The following is a 16,580-nucleotide window of genomic DNA, read 5'->3' on the forward strand; positions in this document are numbered from 1 at the left end:
CTGATCACAACAACGGTATTGGCTTTCAGACGCTAGCAACAGCGCACCCATCAGCCTGCCAAAGTGAAGGCACACCACTCTTCCCGGCATGACCGGCAGTTCCGCCCCCGCCACCTTGAGCCCCTTGCAAAAGGGGTTGCTGCTCATCACGGCACTGGTCCTCGCCGCTGGATTATTTCTGCTGCGCAATGGTCTCAACCAGGAAGCCCCTCTCGACCAGCTAGCCAGGCAATCCCTCGATCCGGAGATCGCTCTCAACAACTCTCGGCCCACCGTGCTGGAGTTTTACGCCGATTGGTGTGAGGCCTGCCAAGCGATGGCGCCAGCGATGCTTCAGACGGAACAAAAACACGCCGATCAGTTGGATGTGGTTTTGGTGAATATCGATAATCCACGCTGGCTCGATTTGATCAACCTGTATGACGTCACAGGGATTCCACAGCTCAATTTATTTTCAGCCGACGCTGTGATGCGCGGCCGTTCGCTTGGGGCGCGAACAGCAGACGAGTTGGAAGCATTGGCGGTTGCCTTGATCGACAATTCGCCGTTGCCTGCGCTGGCTGGCGTTGGTTCCACCAGCAGCGTGCCCCCTGCGGAGACGGTTTCAAGCCCAGGCCCCCGCAGCCACAGCTAGACAAAGCATGAACAGTTCATCGCAGACGACCCCCATGGACTCTCGTTTTCGAGTTGACCTGATCGCCGCAACCCCGAATCCGCAACAGTGCGTGTACGTGGGAATGCACCAGGACTACAGCGAGGGCTTTGTGGCAGCCGATCGCGCGCAATGGCCCGATGAAACCAAAGCTGGCGAAATTTGCGTCAAACGCCTCCTGGCTGGAGAGCGGGGCCATTACGGACCGATGGAGCATGCCCAGATTGTGCTGAACGTGGGCTGGTTTCCCCATTCCGTGATGCAACAGGCACGAACGCACCGGGTGGGCGTCAGTTTTGATGTTCAATCCATGCGTTACACAGGCGATCGCATCTGCAGGGCTGCCCTCGGAGAACTCGATCTCGAAGAAGTGTTTTATTTGCGCCCCGTCGGCGAGTACAGCGACCGAAAAGGCAAAAAATATCTCTACAGCGAAGCTGAGCGGCAAAAAGATTTAAACCACTGCAAAATCAGTGCCGCTCGCTATCAGGAATTGCTTCAGGCTGGGTTTGCGGAAGAACATGCCCGCGGCATCCTCCCCTTCGATTACCGGCAACATTTTGTGGTGAGCTTTACGCTCAGGGCCTTCCTGCATTTCATGGACCTACGCGCCAAGCTTGATGCCCAGCAAGAAATCCGCGAACTCTGCGATTTGATGTGGCCCCATCTCAAAGCTTGGACGCCGGAATTTGCCGATTGGTACGAAAAAACAAGACTGCATAAAGCCAGGCTTGCTCCCTAACAACCATTCATTCAGACCTTGGCCAGCGTTACCCGCTCTGGCTGATGCTGATATTTCCCTTGCCGGTCGCTATAGGTGGTTTCACAAGGATCACCCTCGAAAAACAACAACTGACAGATCCCTTCATTGGCATAAATCCGACAATCAGCGCCAGAACTATTACTAAACTCCAAGGTGAGATGTCCCTCCCATCCAGCCTCAGCCGGAGTTGTATTCACAATGATGCCTAAACGGGCATACGTACTCTTACCAAGGCAAATCACCGTGATATTGGGTGGCACGCGCATTTTTTCAAGGGCCACACCCAAGCCATACGAATGGGCTGGAAGGATGAAATAGTCGCCATCCTCATCATGATGAAGAGGCGTTGATTCAAGGTTGTCAGGGTTGAATCGCTTGGGATTCATGATCGTGCCTGGGACGTGGCGAAAGATCAAAAACTCCTTTGGCGAGAGCCTTAGGTCGTAGCCGTAGGACGAGCAGCCAAAACTCAGGACCGGACCTTGGCGTTGATCCGGATCCAAGTGGCGTACCAATCCATTTTGAAAAGGTTCAAGCATGCCTGCATCTGCTTGATCCGTAATCCAGCGATCGTTCTTCAGCATTAAAAACCTCGACGCAATTCCGTCACTTGATCAGCCATCTCCATCATCTCTGCAGGGATCGCGGGCCCCGTCACAATCACATCCATGGCGGATGGCCGTTGCTCCAACACCGACAAGACATCCTCATGACTCAGATAGCCCAGCTCGATTGCCAAGCCAATCTCATCCAACACGAGTTGATCCAACGTGCCTTCTAAAAGATGGGTTTTGCAGATCTGCCAAACCGCCTGAACCGCCTCTTTGACCTCGTCATCGCGGCTATCAGCAGCATCTGAGAGACATTCCGTCACGGAAGGGCGCAACCATCTCAGCCGATCGCAGAGGGTGAGGCTGCTTTGAGGGCCTTGGCCCACTCCACCCTTAAGAAACTGAGCAATTAAGACATGGCTCCCCAGGCCTGCCGTGCGCAGCGCCTGGCTCAGAACACCAGAAAAACTCCCCCGAAAGGAGGCGGTATGCACCTGAAGCTGACCTTCCGGAGCCACCAAATGCAGCGGTGGACGAACCTCCACGGAGGGGAGTCGCCTGAGTCCTGCTTGCTCGAGAGTCCTGTGGTCAACAGTCCGCGACTCACGGGAATGATGGGTAGGGCTGAGGCTGACGGTCATCACATTCGCCGATGTCCGGCAAATCCGGATGTGGATGAATCTAGCGGTGAAAGTCCAAGACACAAGTGTTTTGACACCATCCATGGTGTGCCTAGCCACCTGGCAGGCTCAAAGCATCTCCGCACCGTGGGCTCATGACTGGCACCTCTCGCAATGACGGACGTCAGCCGGGCGAGCTTCGCCCCTTCTCGATCAGCTGGGATCCGATGGGATTTGCCCTGAGTTCAGTGATCATCCACAGCGGACGCACCGCCGTTCTTTGCAGCGTTTGTCATCAAGAAGGCGTGCCTCGCTGGCGCAAAGATCAAGGCCAGGGGTGGCTCAGTGCCGAATACCGACTCCTGCCTGGATCCACTCCAGAGCGACAGAACCGTGAACTCCTCAAACTGAGCGGACGCACCCAGGAGATTCAGCGTCTGATTGGCCGCAGCCTGCGCGCAGCCATCGACATGCAGGCTCTCGGCGAAAACACGTTGAAAATCGATTGTGATGTGATTCAGGCGGACGCGGGCACCCGCACCGCCGCGATCAGCGGATCTTGGGTCGCCCTTCAGCGGGCCTGTGAGCGACTGGTTCAACAAGGGGTCCTCACCAGCAACCCTGTCCAATCCCAGGTGGCAGCCGTCTCCGTGGGTGTGATTCACAATCGCCCCCTGCTCGATCTCGACTACAGCGAAGACAGCCAAGCCGATGTGGATCTCAATGTCGTGATGAACGGAGAGGGGCATCTGCTGGAGCTGCAGGGAACGGCGGAAGGCGCTCCCTTTAGTCGTCACCAGCTCAATGACCTACTGGACCTTGCCGAGCCTGGGCTCAAGCAAATCATGCAGGATCAGAATTCGGCTCTTTCCACTAGGTGAAAATGCGGGGTTTCGTGTTCCTTGCTACATGAACAGGGGGTGCTGATCCATAACATCCCAATACACGAGTAGAAACCATGGCCGAAGTCAGCCGCGGCTTCAGCCGATACGCCCCTCCCACCATCCGCCCGGTGGGCTCGAATTTCGGAACTCCCACGGCTCCAGCCACCCGCACCCTTCAAGATGTCATTCGTGGTCTCGATGGTGCTAATACCGAGATGGTGGAGCGCGGGAAAACCATCTTTTTCCCCGGCGACCCCGCTGAAAAGGTTTATCTGATTCGTCGAGGTGCCGTCCGCCTCTCCAGGGTTTATGAATCCGGCGAGGAAATCACTGTTGCCCTGTTGCGAGAAAACAGTTTGTTTGGCGTTCTGTCGTTGCTGACAGGTCACCGCTCCGATCGCTTTTATCACTCAATCGCTTTCACAAGGGTGGAGATGGTGACGGCTCCAGCCACATCCGTGCGGCAGGCCATTGAAGACGACACCAGTGTGGGATTGCTGTTGTTGCAGGGGCTGTCCAGCAGGATTCTCCAGACTGAAACGATGATCGAAACCCTCACCCATCGAGACATGTCATCTCGGCTGGTGAGCTTTCTGCTGGTGCTTTGTCGAGATTTCGGTGTGCCTGGTCAACGGGGGATCACCATCGATTTACGCCTTTCTCACCAAGCCATTGCCGAGGCGATCGGGTCCACACGCGTCACGATCACGCGTCTCCTGGGGGACCTCAAGTCATCGAGCCTTGTCGATATCGATCGCAAAAAGATCACTGTTCTCGATCCAATCGCTCTCGCCAAGCGGTTCAGCTGACCATGCAGGTGAAGATGGAGCTCCCATCCGAACTCTGATCCTTCATTTTCCGTGACCGGCTGGTTTCTACTTCTCGCCCTGCTTGTGCTTGGAGGCGTGCTCTCAACCCTGGGGGACCGCCTTGGCTCTCGCGTGGGGAAAGCTCGGCTGAGCTTGCTTGGACTGCGTCCCAAGCGCACAGCCGTGGTGATCACGGTGTTGACCGGCAGTCTAATTAGTGCGCTTTCCCTTGGACTCCTGCTCTTGGTCAGTCGGCAACTCAGGGTCGGGCTGTTTGAACTGAATGCTCTCGAAGCCAAATTAAGGAGCAGTCGCGCCGATCTCAAAACCAGCAAAAGCGCTCAGGAGCAAGCTAGCAAGGAGCTCACAACGGCCCAAGAACGCGCGGCAGAACTGCGTCGCACCCTCAAGCCCCTCCAGGAACAAACCCGATCCTTGGAAGCGGAGCGACAGCGCTTGAGCCAAGACGTAGATGCCAAAGATATCGAGATCCAACGCACCGAACAGGAACTCTCTGCCGTGCGCACGCAAATTCGCGATGGCGAGAAAGAACTCAATCAACTGGAAGACACGCTCCTCGCGCTGCGGCGCGGCAACGTCGCCATCAGCAGCGGGCAGCCGCTTGCCACCGTGACCCTGAAACTCGAACGCCCCGATCAGGCAAAAACGGTGATCGATCAGTTGCTCCGAGACGCCAATCTTCAGGCCTATCAACAGGTCCTGCCTGGCCAACCGGCAAAGCGTCAGATCCTGCTGGTTCCGAGGCCTGACATCAAGCGCTTGGAACAAACGATTCGCAAACCTGGCACCTGGGTTGTGAACATCCGTTCAGCCGCCAATGTGCTGCTGGGCGAAACCGTTGTCTACGCCTTCCCTGAAGTGCTTCCCAATGTCACGGTGACCAGGGAGGGTGAGGTCTTGGCACGCACCACCCTGGCGAGCAATGAACGCGACCCTGAAGCCGTACGCAATCGGCTGAACCTTCTCCTCGCCTCCACATTGGCCGAGGTGCAAAGACGCGGTTCTCTCAGCAAGGGATTGCAGTTTGATGGCAATGCCATCAATGCGCTTGGCCAAGAGCTGATCGACCGCAACGGAGGACTCGCGGGGCTGGAAGCGGTGGCGTTACGCCGCAGCGAAACAGCAGATCCCATCGCCATCCAGCTGCGTCTCAGCCGATGACTCGCGTTGTCGCCATGGATCCTGGCCGAAGCAAATGCGGATTGCTCCTCGCAGACACCGCCACGAACACCGTGCTTCAAGGGATGGTGACCCCCAGCGCTCAAGTCCTTGATCAGCTTCGCGTCTGGATGGCGGACGCTCAGGGGGACACCGCCCAGATTGCTGAACTGGTGATCGGGGATGGCACCAGCAGCATGATCTGGCAACAACAACTGCCTGCAAGCCTGCCGATCCGCGTCGTCGACGAAACGGGAACCACCCTTCGAGCCAGAGAGCGTTACTGGCAGTTATGGCCGGCACGGGGCTGGAAACGCTTGCTTCCCAAAGGCCTACGCATCCCATCGGGCGATCTTGATGCCATCGCCGCGCTCGTCATCCTCGAGGACTATCTCGATCGACCATTGCAATGGCCGGGTCCCGATCCCCTCAGAACCGGGCTCTCACGGTGAAGGTGTAGTCCCCTCCCGGTTCCAGGTCATAGTCAGATTTCACAAGAAAGCGAAGCAGCGCGTCTTGAATCAACGCGCGCCCCAAGGACGGCTCCACACTCAACTCGCCACGATCAAAAAACCAGCTGAACTGCCAATTGAAGCCTCCGGCCTGGACGTCTCCCTCCAAACATTGATCTGCAAAACTCTGGCGTTGAACCCGTAAGTGGGCGGTGGTAACGGGGAGCGCTGCCATCACGCCTCAGGGTTGGTGGGAGCCAACTGAAGCCCATTGATGTGATTGCCGGCGAGGTCGAGACCTTGCCGCTGAATCCGCTCCAAACCATCGACCACCTCCACCAGCACCTTGTCGAGCAGGGGCTCCTCCTCACGACTGAAACTTCCCAGGACGTGCGACACCGTTCGCGCCTTGCGCTCACTGGGATTTTGCCCGGGTGCACCGATGCCTATCCGCAGACGCGCAAAATCCTGGGTGCCGAGATGCTGGATGGTGCTTTTCAGGCCGTTGTGGCCACCAGCAGAGCCGCGGGCGCGTAAACGCAAACGACCAAGCGGCAGATCCATATCGTCCACGAGCACCAATAGCTGATGGAGCTCAAACCCGAACCAATCGAGCGCAGCCCGAATCGAGCGGCCGCTGTCGTTCATGAACGTTTGGGGCATCAACAAGCGCAATCGCCGCTCTCCCGAGCCCAGATCAGCAAGCTGACCTTGGAGCTTGGGCGTCGAACGAAAAGCACCACCCTCGCGAGAGACCAGCCGCTCCAAGGCCATGAAGCCCACGTTATGACGGGTGTTGGCATAACGATTGCCTGGATTCCCCAACCCCACCACCAAGCGGAGATCACCGCGATTCATCAAATCAATCGGAGGGGGGTGTCGGCTCTGATTTTGGCGCAACCGCAGGCGTAACAGCGGCCTCTACGGATGCCTCTAAAACTGTTGCCTGATCAACCGCTTTCGCCTGATCTGCCACAGGTTCAGGGTCGGCCATGGCCTTATTAATTTCGCGCTCAAACTCTTTGGAGGCCGATTGAAAACCCTTCAAAGTTTTTCCCAAGGTGCGACCGAACTCGGGAAGCCGTTTAGGGCCAAACACCAAAAGAGCGACCGCCGCGATGACGGCCATCTCTGGCAGGCCAATGCCGAAAACATTCATTCGCTGAGATCAGCCGAGGCCCAAGCCGTTCCAGTTGACATTGATTCCTTCGAGGATCAGCGACTTGTTGTACAGCTGGAGAATGATCAGCAAGAACACAAGGAAGAGGGCCATAAAGATGCCCATCACTGGTGTTGTTCCCCAACCAGGGACAACCTTGCCGTATTCCGAATTAAGGGGGCGGAGCAAATCTCCCAGACGGGTGCGTTGAGCCATGGCAGCGCTGAAGTCTCGGGTGGAATTAAGTCTCGATACTGTAGGGGCTACGACCCGTAAAGGCGTCGATCCTGTGGAGAGTTGTGATGGAAAGTTCGTCCCCGGCCATGTCAGTGGCGATTGCGGTGCTGGCGGCCCTGCTTGGGTTAACAGGGTTGGGGGTCTACACCGCCTTTGGACCGCCATCCAAAAACCTCGACGATCCGTTTGATGATCACGAGGATTGAACGCGCTCCAAAACCAAGCTGATGAGCTGACCAGGTTGAACTTCCCAGACCGTCTTTCGCTCGTTCAACTCGACGCCGCTCAGCGTCCAATCGCTCCCCGGCAACCATCGCTGGCGCGCTGGACCGGCATTGAGCAACTCAATTTCAACGGCCTGATCGCTGAGTCCGTCACCCTGGGCTGATCGCACTGAAATCGGCACCAGACCGATGGGCAAAGCGGGAAGCCCTTGCCAGCGATGATCCAGCGCAACAGGACCCAGCCAACCCGGCTCCCTAAATCGGATCGCTGCCTGGGGCACACCACTGCGGTTCCAACCGAGCACCGCTGGCATCAAGGCCAAGCGGTGCCGATGCCATCCGTGATCCGCAGAGGGATCCGGCCAGGTTGGACCTCGAAGCAGCGACACCCCTAAATGGTGATCGCTGGCATCGACCCCCTGGGGGCCATCCAGCAAGACAGCCATCCCACCCCCAGGAGCCTCCGCTTCAGCGGCCAGCCATGAAATCACAGGCAATTCCCAACGCTCCTTTTCAAAGGAAGTGCACGCTTGTGCTGGTCGCTCGATCACTCCACCACTCGTATCGGCCGCCCAACGCACCGCAGGCCTCTTCAACGGCACTTCCAATCTCAGCAATTCATGGGTCTGCTGCCATTGGACACTGAGCTGGGCCTCGAGCCAGGGGGAATCGGCTTGCAGCATGAGGTCCAAGCGCACCTTGCTCAGCCCAGCCATCGTGCGCAGCACCATTCGGGCGGTGAGAGGGCCCGACTCCACCAATTCTGCCGACCAGCGTTCGGCCATCGGCAGCGCATGTTGGCGGTAATCAGCGGCAAGATCCCAAGCATCCCAAAACTCCCCTCGATCGGAAAAGCGCCGCAATCGCAGGGGTTTGCTGAGCTGTGGCACCCCCTTGCCGTCAAGCAGCTGAACCAGCCCATGGACGCCGACATCTGCCGTCACCAGACCGTTGCTCAACCTCCACAGTCCCGACGACACCACCTCCACGCTCACCGGATGACGAACGGGCAAGACAGAGCCCAAAGGCTCACGGCTGCGCTGCAGAGGGAGCGCGCAAACGCCCTCACTACAGGGCAGTTGCACCCAAACACCGCCTGAAGGCGCCACCTGCCCAGGAAGACTCTGCCCACCACTGGACCAATGCCCCTTGGGTAGGCGCAGCAACGGTGACCAATGCGCCAAGGGCTGCAAGCCGCACCAAGTCCAACGAGAGCGATGGGGATCGGAATCCAACACCTCCTGATGGGACGTAAGCAGATGGCCTAAAAGCTGGTCTCGACAGCGCACCGCACGCCGGCGAGCATCACACCAGATCGGTTCAGCCTGCTCAAACACCTCGGGGATCGAGGTGCCAGGAAGGATGTCATGAAATTGTTGGAACAACAGAGGGCGCCAATCGCTGTCCTGGGCGTGGTTGGGCACAAGCTGATCAGCCCGAGTCCCAAGCAGCGCGGCAGCCAGTTCAGCCTCACGAAGAAGCCTTTCCAGGCTGCGGTTGTGCCGTTTCTGATCAGGCCGACTGGTCGCGCAACCCCGATGCAGCTCGAGATAAAGCTCATCCCGCCAGACCGGCAAGCTGGAGCGGCAAGGCTCCAAGTGATCGAGGTAGGCGCGCAGCGTTCCAGGCTGCTGGGTCACTGCCTGCGGCTGGCCCTCCCAAAGCCTGAGCTGTTCCAGCATCTCGGCAGTGGGACCGCCACCGTGATCTCCAACACCCGGGAGCCAAATCGCCTGCTCCACCCCAGTCGCAGCTTGAAAAGCGCGCTGCTCTTTTGCGATCGCGACAGGATCAGCATCGGTGCCAATCGCTGGCAGCATCAGCGCTAAAACCTCAGCGCCTCCGCGGCTGCGCCAGCGAAACAAACGGTGGGGGAAGCGGTTGGTGGCATTCCAAGCCAGCTTGTGCGTGCAGAACCAGCGCACTCCACTGGCAACCGCGACGGCGGGAAGTCCGGCAGCGAACCCAAAGCTGTCAGGCAACCAAGCCAACTCATGCCGCCATTCCGGGAAACGCCTCTGGCTGTCCTCCTGTCCAAGCGTGAACTGACGCGAGAGCGATGCCGTACTCACCAACACACAATCGGTTTCGACCCAAGGGCCATTGATCGGCTCCCAACGGCCTTCACGACTGGCCTGCTGAATGCGTGCATGCAAGGCGGGCCGATGGCGTTCCACCCAGGCATACAGAGCCGGGGTGGAGTGGGCAAAGTGCAGCTCCGGGTAACGCTCCATCAGATCGAGGGCCGAGCAAAAGGTGCGTTCCGCCGCTTGCCAGGTGTCAGCCACGGGCCAAAGCCAGGCAAGGTCGAGATGGGCGTGGCCCAGCCAATGCACCACACCCACGGGCTTAGGGCATGTCGCCAAGTGGCGATCGACCAAGCCAACAGCCTCTGCTCCCTTGGGGTCGCAAGACAACAGCGCATCCGGAAGCGTCGCTCCGTTGGCCCAGGACAGGGCCAAGCTTTCCGGAAGCAAGGCACGATCCGCGTCGCAGGTGGGGATCAGAGGCTCCTGGACGAGTGCACTTTCAATAAGAGCCCCATCGTCATGACAGGGGCTTCGTAAATCCAGCTGAATCCGCAGGCCCCCTCGCTCCCTCCAATCGGCGGGGAGGAGCCAACGGCAGCGGGTATCGAAGAGGTCTCCCTCATGCACTAGGACCCCATCAATACGGAGGCGAACGTGATCAGCCCACCAGCTGAGCACCAGTCGCTCGCAGGACGCGCTGGCCTGCATCCAAGGGCTTGGGCAGACCAGGGTCTGCTCGAGGCGCAACCAGTTGCCCCCTCGCGGCCAAATCAAAAGTCCTCGCTCAGCCCAATCAGGACGGTGATGACGCCCCCATGGATCGGCCAGTACTGGACGCCGTTCCTGATCGCCACGTCGCCACCACCCTGGGTGCAGATCAACGCGACTCCGACATCGAAACGTTTCAATCCACTCCGATCCCGGGGCTTGCAGAGGCTTCTCCATCGTGATATTTCATCATTCCGCCATAGGATGGCGATCAAATTTCAGACGCCGGTCGGTTGCCATGCTTGCCCTCAAGATTTCGGTTTATTCCGTCGTCTTTTTCTTTCTCGGCATCTTTGTCTTTGGCTTCCTTGCCAGCGACCCAAGCCGCACCCCTAGCCGGAAAGATCTCGAAGATTGATCACGCAGTAACAGGGTCACGCCGAGCACTGGTTAGCCCTCTCGTTTAAGAGCCTTTGCACATGGCAGGATCACCGGCCATTGCTGCATTCTTTTGTCGGCGTTTAGCCCCATCACCAGGATCGCTGGATCTCTGGCTGTTGCCGCTGCGCTGACGGGAGTTCCCGTCCACTCTCAGCGTGTGGACTCTTTGGCTGATGAGACCGATGCGGTCACCGATGCGGTCACGGAACAGACCGCTCTTGATGTTGAACCCTTCGCAGAGTCTCCCAAGCCTCCAGAAGCAATCAGCCTCAAGGCTGATCGCCAATCATTTGATGCGCGCCGTGGAGTTTTTGTCGCCGAAGGCAACGTCCGAGCCTCGCTTCGAGGGGGCTTGCTTCAGGCCGATCGCATTGAATTTGACTCCAATTTCAATACCCTTTTCGCCCGCGGCAGCGTGCGTCTACGCCGTGGATCGCAGTATTTCCAAGCGAGCACCTTCCGCTACAGCCTGATTCAAAACAGCGGTGAACTCAAAGACGTCTATGGCGTTCTTGAGCTTGACGAGCTGTCTGAAGGCTTCCAATCCTCAGCACAGGCTGTAGAGCCACCGTCCAAACAGACCCTTCCTGTGCTCGAGAGTTCAGGCCTTGGCTTCCCAACGGCTCTTGATATGGAGCTAGGTGGCAGGACTGCTGGCCGGATGAGTGATCAGCCGAGTGGAGACAGCATCTGGGACACAGAGCTCGCGCCAACGCCCACCTGGGAAGTCCCGGACGGAGCACCCAACGCATCGACGTCAACGGACGACGCAGGCATGGCCTGTCCGGTACCGCTTCCACCGATCCCTGACTGGCACCCTCACCCTTGGGCGGTGACCGCGTGGGGCGGCCAAATGATTGATTCCAATTTTGGAGACACCTTCCTGTTCAACGGGCGGATGCGAGAGGAGTATCTCCTCGGGGTCAGCATGCAAAAGCGGATTTGGCGTGCTGGACCCTTTGCGATCGAATTGGAGGCCGACCTGTTCGGGCATCAGGCATTCAAACAACCCGGTGGGCCTTTCAACCAGGATGTTCCCAATGCCGACACACCAGACCAACAGTTCGGAGAAGCCATCCTTGGACTGGGTGCACGACTCTGGCTGCAGCCTTGGCTGAGCTTTGGGTTTGTGGAAGGAGTCAGCTTTAACTCCACGGTGAGTAACTACGAACGCACCTATCGAGAGAACTACGCACAACTGCTGAACTACTTGGCCTTCGAGCTCGAAGCCTCGGTCTCTGAGCAGCTCTCCTTTGTCGGAAGGATTCACCATCGCTCCGGAGCCTTCGGCACCTACAGCGGTGTCAAGGAAGGAAGCAATGCGTACCTCCTCGGCTTGCGCTACCGATGGGGTGAGGATCCCGTGGCTCCCCAAATCGCCGTGGTGCCGCCTCCATTGGGCTGCCCCGATCCTGATCGCGCCACCCGCCAGCCCCTACTCACGCTGAACGAGGAACTCGAGGAAATCACGCTTGGCACGGGAGGGAAACAAGCGACCCAGCCCGTTCAACCCCTGGCCCAATCGCGCTTCTCAGGGATGTCCCCAGCTGAACAGGAGGCGCTGCGCGAACAAGCGATCGCCATGATCGATCAAAGGATTAGCAGCATCCAGCTCCAGCAAAGGTTCACGATCGATCGTCGGTTTGGCAGTAACGATGAGTTTGTAGACCTGTCAAATAGTGACTTCCAAGCACAAACAAAATATGGAAAAGTTCGGCCAAGACAGCTTCCTTCTTATGGAAAAACGCAGCTAATTGACGGGAAAATCAGTCGTTGGCGTATCCAAGCAGCCCAAGTTGCGATCACACCTGAAGGATGGACTTCCGATCGCATGGGATTCACCAATGATCCATATACACCGGCACAAACCAGAATCGACACCGAAAACGTTGTTGCGAAGGAACAGCCCAACGGCGACATTTTGATCAAGAGTTCGCGCAATCAATTGATCGTGGAAGAGCGTCTCCCTATCCCGGTGAGCCGCACCCAACGAATCACAAAGGAAGAGGAAGTTGAAAACCGCTGGGAATTTGGAATCGACAATGATGACAGGGACGGATTTTTTATCGGGAGATCACTCAAACCGATTGAACTCAACCAAAAGACTTTATTAAGCCTCCAACCTCAACTTCTTGTGCAACGAGCTATTGATGGCACTACTGATAGCTATATCGCCCCAGGGGAATCAATTGGCAGCGGAAAAATCAGTCAACCAACAACAGCTGGCGATTTATTTGGCCTAGAAGCGAAAGTCTCCAGTGAGATCATGGGATGGACAGCAAAAGTCAATGCTGATATCAGTACGTTTAATCCTGAAAACTTCGCAAATGGCAGTCGCTTCTGGGGTGAACTAAATAAGACCATCGATCTTCCTTTGCTGGGCGACATCCAGGCCAGGCTCTTTTCCGCTTATCGCTACAAGGCCTACAACGGCTCGTTAGGAGAAACAGATGTCTATTCCGCTTTTGGTAGCTTCCTCGAAAAAAGGGGAGATTTCAATGTTGGCAAGCTTGCCAATAACTACGTTTGGCGCATCGGAGCTGGAAATTATCAAGCCGAACAATTTGAAAGTGAAAATCTCACGGATTTGTGGCGAGCTAATTTTTATGGTTCTTTAAATAGCAGTTTTCCAATCTGGAGGGGTAATCACGCGGCGTTAACGCCTCAAGCCGCCTATCGCTATTCTCCAGTTGCCATCGTTCCAGGCTTGACATTTAACACCAACATCAACACACTTTTAGCCGCTTACGGAGATGGTGAACGTCAAACCACGATCAGCCTGAGCGGAGGTCCCAGCCTCACATTAGGCACCTTTAGCAAACCGTTCCTGGACTACACCCAGCTATCCGTTACCGGTGGTGGCACTCTTAGGCAAGGTTCAAGTCCGTTCGATTTTGACCAAGCCATTGACCTCGGAACCTTGGGCCTTGGGGTCACACAACAGATCGCAGGACCTTTGGTGATCAATGCAGGTCTTGGCTTAAATATTGACCCCGCATCACCGTTTTACGGTGATGTGATTGATTCCAATATTGAGTTGCGCTGGCAACGTCGTGCCTACGACTTTGGCTTCTACTTCAATCCCTATCAAGGGGTCGGCGGATTCCGATTCCGCCTCAATGATTTCAACTTCACGGGAACTGGCGTTCCCTTTGTCCCCTACAACCCTTCAAACGAGCTCGACAACCGACCCTTTTAAACCCTCTTTCTAAAAATCAATGGCTTCGTCATCAGGACCACCGCCATAGATCAAATGACTTCCGGTGAGATCCGAGCCTGCAAACTGCATTCCCTCGGTCTGCACCCCAGGCGCATAGGCATTGATCACAACCGAATCGCGCAAATCGGCACGGCGCAGATCAGTGCCTGAGAGATCGGCATTGCTGAGCATCGCCCCTTGCATGACAGCACCATCAAGCCTGGCACCACTCAAATCCGCTCCTTCAAGATTCGCCCCATGGAGCTTGGCCCCGCGCAAATCAGCATCACGCAAATCCGCCCCGATCAGATGATGGCCGCGGAGATCCGCATCCCGTAAATCACATCCCTGGCAAGCGCCACTCTCAAGCAAGCGTTCAAGCGGGGTGCCAAAAGGCTCCACGGCAATCGCTGTGACGGAGCCTGCGACGACGGGAGAGGGGCCCAGCACCAGGGCCATCGAGCCAAAAGCACACCAGATGCGCTTAAGAAGAACTGTCATGACGTCGATGCCGCTTCTTCCTTCATAGACACTAAATCAAGTGTCTGCCGCATCCACGCAAAACCCGTTCAAGTAAGGCAATCGATCGAGCGTGCTCTGCAGCTCGGCATCCCGCGCCAAAAGCTGCCCCGTCGCATCCCAACGACCGGAGAGGAGCATGTCGCGCGGGCCCGGATCCACTTCAATCGACCATTGCCCCAGATCACTGCTGCAGGTTGAGGTCTCCAAGTCAAAGGTCCAAATTGCTGAGGGGTCTTGGGCCATGGCATCTTGCAAAGCGCGCACCTGGTCCTGACTGGCCTTCGCACAAGGGATTCCCAAGGCCAAACAATTGCCGTAAAAAATTTCAGCAAAGCTCACCCCAATCAGCGCCCGGATCCCCCAACGCATTAAGGCTTGAGGTGCATGCTCACGACTCGATCCACAACCGAAGTTGTCATTCACCACCAAAATCGAGGATCCCTGATGCTCAGGGAGGTCAAAGGGATGGTATCCTTCGAGCTCCTTGCGATCATCAGCGAACGCCTGCGATCCGAGCGCTTCAAAACTCACGCATTTCAGAAATCGAGCCGGAATAATCCGGTCGGTATCGATGTCATCACCCCGCAAGACAAGGGCGCGGCCTTCAATCTTGGTAATCAGGCCTTGAGGGAAATCGTGGGTTTGCGACATGAAGGATCAAAAGGAAGAAAACAGCAACCAAAACACGCAAAACGGAGCGGCAGCCTGCCGCCACAGCCGAGCTCAGGCCTCGAGCAAGCGAACATCGCTGACATGGCCGGTCACGGCAGCAGCAGCCACCATGGCAGGGCTCATCAGCAACGTGCGGCCGCTGGCAGATCCCTGACGCCCCTTGAAGTTGCGGTTGCTGGAGCTCGCACTGATCTGACGCCCCTCTAGGCGGTCAGGATTCATGGCTAGGCACATGGAGCAGCCAGGCTCACGCCACTCAAACCCCGCATCGCGAAACACTTGGTCCAGGCCTTCAGCCTCAGCGGCACGCGCCACCTGCTCGGAGCCAGGAACCACAAAAGCCTTGATCCCAGCAGCCACCTGCCTGCCCCGGGCCACAGCGGCGGCGGCCTGCAGGTCACTGAGGCGACCATTGGTGCAACTGCCGATAAAACAGACATCCACCGGCACGCCGGCGATGGCCTGGCCCGGCGTTAAATCCATGTAGCGATAAGCCTCTTGAGCAATCGGTCGGTCGGCAGGATCCAGTTGCTCAGGCATTGGAACCTGCTCATCGACGCCGATGCCCTGACCGGGTGTGATCCCCCAGGTCACCGTTGGGGCAATCGTCGCTGCATCGAAGTGCAGCTCGTCGTCAAAGACGGCATCGGCATTCGATGCCAGTGACCGCCACCAGCGCGTAGCCCGGTGCCAAGCCTCACCGGTCGGTACGGACGGACGGCCCTCCAAGTAGTCAAAGGTCGTCTGGTCGGGATTGACGTACCCACAACGGGCTCCCCCCTCAATCGCCATGTTGCAGAGGGTCATCCGCTCCTCCATCGAGAGAGCATCGATCGCCGGTCCGGCGAACTCATAGGCATAGCCAACCCCAGCCTTGACCCCAAGCGACCTAATCACATGCAGGATCAAATCTTTGGCAAACACCCCAGGACTCAGCTGATTTTCAACCCACAGACGGCGGACCTTGAGCTTGTTCATCGCCAAGCTTTGGCTGGCCAGCACATCACGAACCTGAGAGGTGCCGATCCCAAAGGCGATCGCCCCAAAGGCCCCGTGCGTCGAGGTGTGTGAATCCCCGCAGGCCACCGTCATGCCGGGCTGCGTCAATCCCAGCTCCGGAGCAATGACATGCACGATTCCTTGACGACCACTGCCAATCCCATTGAGCACGATTCCATGCTTGCTGCAGTTGCGCTCCAGAGTGCTGAGCATCTCCTCCGCCAACGGATCAGCAAAGGGTCTGGCCTGATTGGTCGTGGGAACGATGTGGTCCACGGTCGCCACCGTTCGCTCCGGACAACGCACCTTCAACCCCTTGTCTTCAAGGGCCACAAACGCCTGAGGGCTCGTGACTTCGTGGATCAGATGCAACCCAATCAACAGCTGGGTAGAGCCGCCAGAGAGTTCCGCAACGCGATGGAGATCCCAAACCTTGTCGTACAGGGTTCCGCTGCTCATTCCCACTCGACAATTCACTC

The 16,580-nt window shown here is 57.4% G+C and carries 19 protein-coding genes; 9 read left to right on the plus strand and 10 right to left on the minus strand.

The features are described from left to right. The first annotated feature begins 88 nt into the window (after nucleotides 1–88). Both SYN8016DRAFT_RS07130 and thyX read left to right on the plus strand, forming a co-directional pair. Complete coding sequence (locus SYN8016DRAFT_RS07130) at nucleotides 89–634, plus strand: thioredoxin domain-containing protein (protein ID WP_006853669.1); 546 nt, start codon at nucleotides 89–91, stop codon at nucleotides 632–634. A 34-nt stretch (nucleotides 635–668) separates the two neighbouring features. After that, complete coding sequence (thyX, locus tag SYN8016DRAFT_RS07135; protein WP_006853670.1) at nucleotides 669–1,394, plus strand: FAD-dependent thymidylate synthase; 726 nt, start codon at nucleotides 669–671, stop codon at nucleotides 1,392–1,394. An 11-nt stretch (nucleotides 1,395–1,405) separates the two neighbouring features. Here thyX and dcd read toward each other — a convergent pair whose 3' ends face one another. Continuing rightward, the gene (gene dcd / locus SYN8016DRAFT_RS07140) at nucleotides 1,406–1,999 is read right to left on the minus strand and encodes a dCTP deaminase (RefSeq protein WP_006853671.1); all 594 of its coding nucleotides are present in this window, start codon (nucleotides 1,997–1,999) and stop codon (nucleotides 1,406–1,408) included. Next, entirely contained in the window at nucleotides 1,999–2,607 is a 609-nt protein-coding gene (locus SYN8016DRAFT_RS07145) for a cob(I)yrinic acid a,c-diamide adenosyltransferase (protein ID WP_038013989.1), read from the minus strand. Before SYN8016DRAFT_RS07145 ends, dcd begins: the two co-directional genes overlap by 1 nt. A gap of 134 nt (nucleotides 2,608–2,741) precedes the next feature. Here SYN8016DRAFT_RS07145 and rph point away from each other — a divergent pair, with 134 nt between their 5' ends. From rph to SYN8016DRAFT_RS07165, 4 genes are all read left to right on the plus strand, one after another. Continuing rightward, nucleotides 2,742–3,467: a ribonuclease PH gene (rph, locus tag SYN8016DRAFT_RS07150; RefSeq protein WP_006853673.1), complete on the plus strand. Its 726-nt coding sequence runs from the start codon at nucleotides 2,742–2,744 to the stop codon at nucleotides 3,465–3,467. Between the two features lie 77 nt (nucleotides 3,468–3,544). Next, nucleotides 3,545–4,279: a global nitrogen regulator NtcA gene (gene ntcA / locus SYN8016DRAFT_RS07155; RefSeq protein WP_006853674.1), complete on the plus strand. Its 735-nt coding sequence runs from the start codon at nucleotides 3,545–3,547 to the stop codon at nucleotides 4,277–4,279. Nucleotides 4,280–4,330: 51 nt separating this feature from the next. Next, entirely contained in the window at nucleotides 4,331–5,461 is a 1,131-nt protein-coding gene (locus tag SYN8016DRAFT_RS07160) for a DUF3084 domain-containing protein (protein ID WP_006853675.1), read from the plus strand. Further along, complete coding sequence (locus tag SYN8016DRAFT_RS07165; RefSeq protein ID WP_006853676.1) at nucleotides 5,458–5,910, plus strand: hypothetical protein; 453 nt, start codon at nucleotides 5,458–5,460, stop codon at nucleotides 5,908–5,910. Before SYN8016DRAFT_RS07160 ends, SYN8016DRAFT_RS07165 begins: the two co-directional genes overlap by 4 nt. On the opposite strand, the gene SYN8016DRAFT_RS07170 is transcribed toward SYN8016DRAFT_RS07165, so the two are convergent. Genes SYN8016DRAFT_RS07170 through psbH form a run of 4 tightly spaced genes read right to left on the minus strand, consistent with a single transcriptional unit; the run spans nucleotide 5,888 to nucleotide 7,285 of the window. Further along, nucleotides 5,888–6,145, minus strand: coding sequence for a DUF3146 family protein (locus SYN8016DRAFT_RS07170; protein ID WP_006853677.1), 258 nt, complete (start codon nucleotides 6,143–6,145; stop codon nucleotides 5,888–5,890). The two genes, SYN8016DRAFT_RS07165 and SYN8016DRAFT_RS07170, sit on opposite strands and share 23 nt — an antisense overlap. Further along, nucleotides 6,145–6,768: an aminoacyl-tRNA hydrolase gene (gene pth, locus SYN8016DRAFT_RS07175; protein WP_006853678.1), complete on the minus strand. Its 624-nt coding sequence runs from the start codon at nucleotides 6,766–6,768 to the stop codon at nucleotides 6,145–6,147. The genes SYN8016DRAFT_RS07170 and pth overlap by 1 nt, the downstream gene beginning before the upstream one ends. 4 nt (nucleotides 6,769–6,772) lie before the next feature. Beyond that, on the minus strand, nucleotides 6,773–7,069 hold the full coding sequence (locus tag SYN8016DRAFT_RS07180) for a TatA/E family twin arginine-targeting protein translocase (RefSeq protein ID WP_006853679.1): 297 nt from the start codon (nucleotides 7,067–7,069) through the stop codon (nucleotides 6,773–6,775). A gap of 9 nt (nucleotides 7,070–7,078) precedes the next feature. Further along, on the minus strand, nucleotides 7,079–7,285 hold the full coding sequence (gene psbH / locus SYN8016DRAFT_RS07185; protein WP_006853680.1) for a photosystem II reaction center phosphoprotein PsbH: 207 nt from the start codon (nucleotides 7,283–7,285) through the stop codon (nucleotides 7,079–7,081). 86 nt (nucleotides 7,286–7,371) lie between these two features. Between psbH and psbN the strand changes: the two genes are divergently transcribed. Next, on the plus strand, nucleotides 7,372–7,512 hold the full coding sequence (gene psbN / locus SYN8016DRAFT_RS07190) for a photosystem II reaction center protein PsbN (protein WP_006853681.1): 141 nt from the start codon (nucleotides 7,372–7,374) through the stop codon (nucleotides 7,510–7,512). On the opposite strand, the gene SYN8016DRAFT_RS07195 is transcribed toward psbN, so the two are convergent. Beyond that, nucleotides 7,500–10,505, minus strand: a complete 3,006-nt coding sequence (locus SYN8016DRAFT_RS07195; protein ID WP_006853682.1) for an alpha-mannosidase — start codon at nucleotides 10,503–10,505, stop codon at nucleotides 7,500–7,502. The genes psbN and SYN8016DRAFT_RS07195 overlap by 13 nt on opposite strands. A 61-nt stretch (nucleotides 10,506–10,566) precedes the next feature. Between SYN8016DRAFT_RS07195 and SYN8016DRAFT_RS07200 the strand changes: the two genes are divergently transcribed. Together SYN8016DRAFT_RS07200 and SYN8016DRAFT_RS07205 are read left to right on the plus strand one after the other, a co-directional pair. Beyond that, nucleotides 10,567–10,686 carry a photosystem II reaction center protein I gene (locus tag SYN8016DRAFT_RS07200; protein ID WP_006042333.1) on the plus strand — a complete coding sequence of 40 codons (120 nt, stop codon included), beginning with the start codon at nucleotides 10,567–10,569 and terminating at the stop codon, nucleotides 10,684–10,686. A gap of 93 nt (nucleotides 10,687–10,779) precedes the next feature. Continuing rightward, nucleotides 10,780–13,908: a DUF3769 domain-containing protein gene (locus tag SYN8016DRAFT_RS07205; RefSeq protein ID WP_006853683.1), complete on the plus strand. Its 3,129-nt coding sequence runs from the start codon at nucleotides 10,780–10,782 to the stop codon at nucleotides 13,906–13,908. A gap of 9 nt (nucleotides 13,909–13,917) precedes the next feature. On the opposite strand, the gene SYN8016DRAFT_RS07210 is transcribed toward SYN8016DRAFT_RS07205, so the two are convergent. The 3 genes from SYN8016DRAFT_RS07210 to leuC all read right to left on the minus strand — a co-directional run bounded on the left by SYN8016DRAFT_RS07210 (nucleotide 13,918) and on the right by leuC (nucleotide 16,560). Continuing rightward, a complete protein-coding gene (locus SYN8016DRAFT_RS07210; protein ID WP_006853684.1) occupies nucleotides 13,918–14,409 on the minus strand; it encodes a pentapeptide repeat-containing protein in 492 nt (163 codons plus the stop codon). Nucleotides 14,410–14,445: 36 nt separating this feature from the next. Continuing rightward, nucleotides 14,446–15,081, minus strand: coding sequence for a 3-isopropylmalate dehydratase small subunit (gene leuD / locus SYN8016DRAFT_RS07215; RefSeq protein WP_006853685.1), 636 nt, complete (start codon nucleotides 15,079–15,081; stop codon nucleotides 14,446–14,448). 72 nt (nucleotides 15,082–15,153) lie between these two features. Next, on the minus strand, nucleotides 15,154–16,560 hold the full coding sequence (gene leuC, locus SYN8016DRAFT_RS07220; RefSeq protein WP_006853686.1) for a 3-isopropylmalate dehydratase large subunit: 1,407 nt from the start codon (nucleotides 16,558–16,560) through the stop codon (nucleotides 15,154–15,156). Nucleotides 16,561–16,580: the final 20 nt, after the last annotated feature.

Origin of the sequence: Synechococcus sp. WH 8016, assembly GCF_000230675.1 — a bacterium.
In the GTDB taxonomy this organism is placed as follows: Bacteria; Cyanobacteriota; Cyanobacteriia; order PCC-6307; family Cyanobiaceae; genus Synechococcus_C.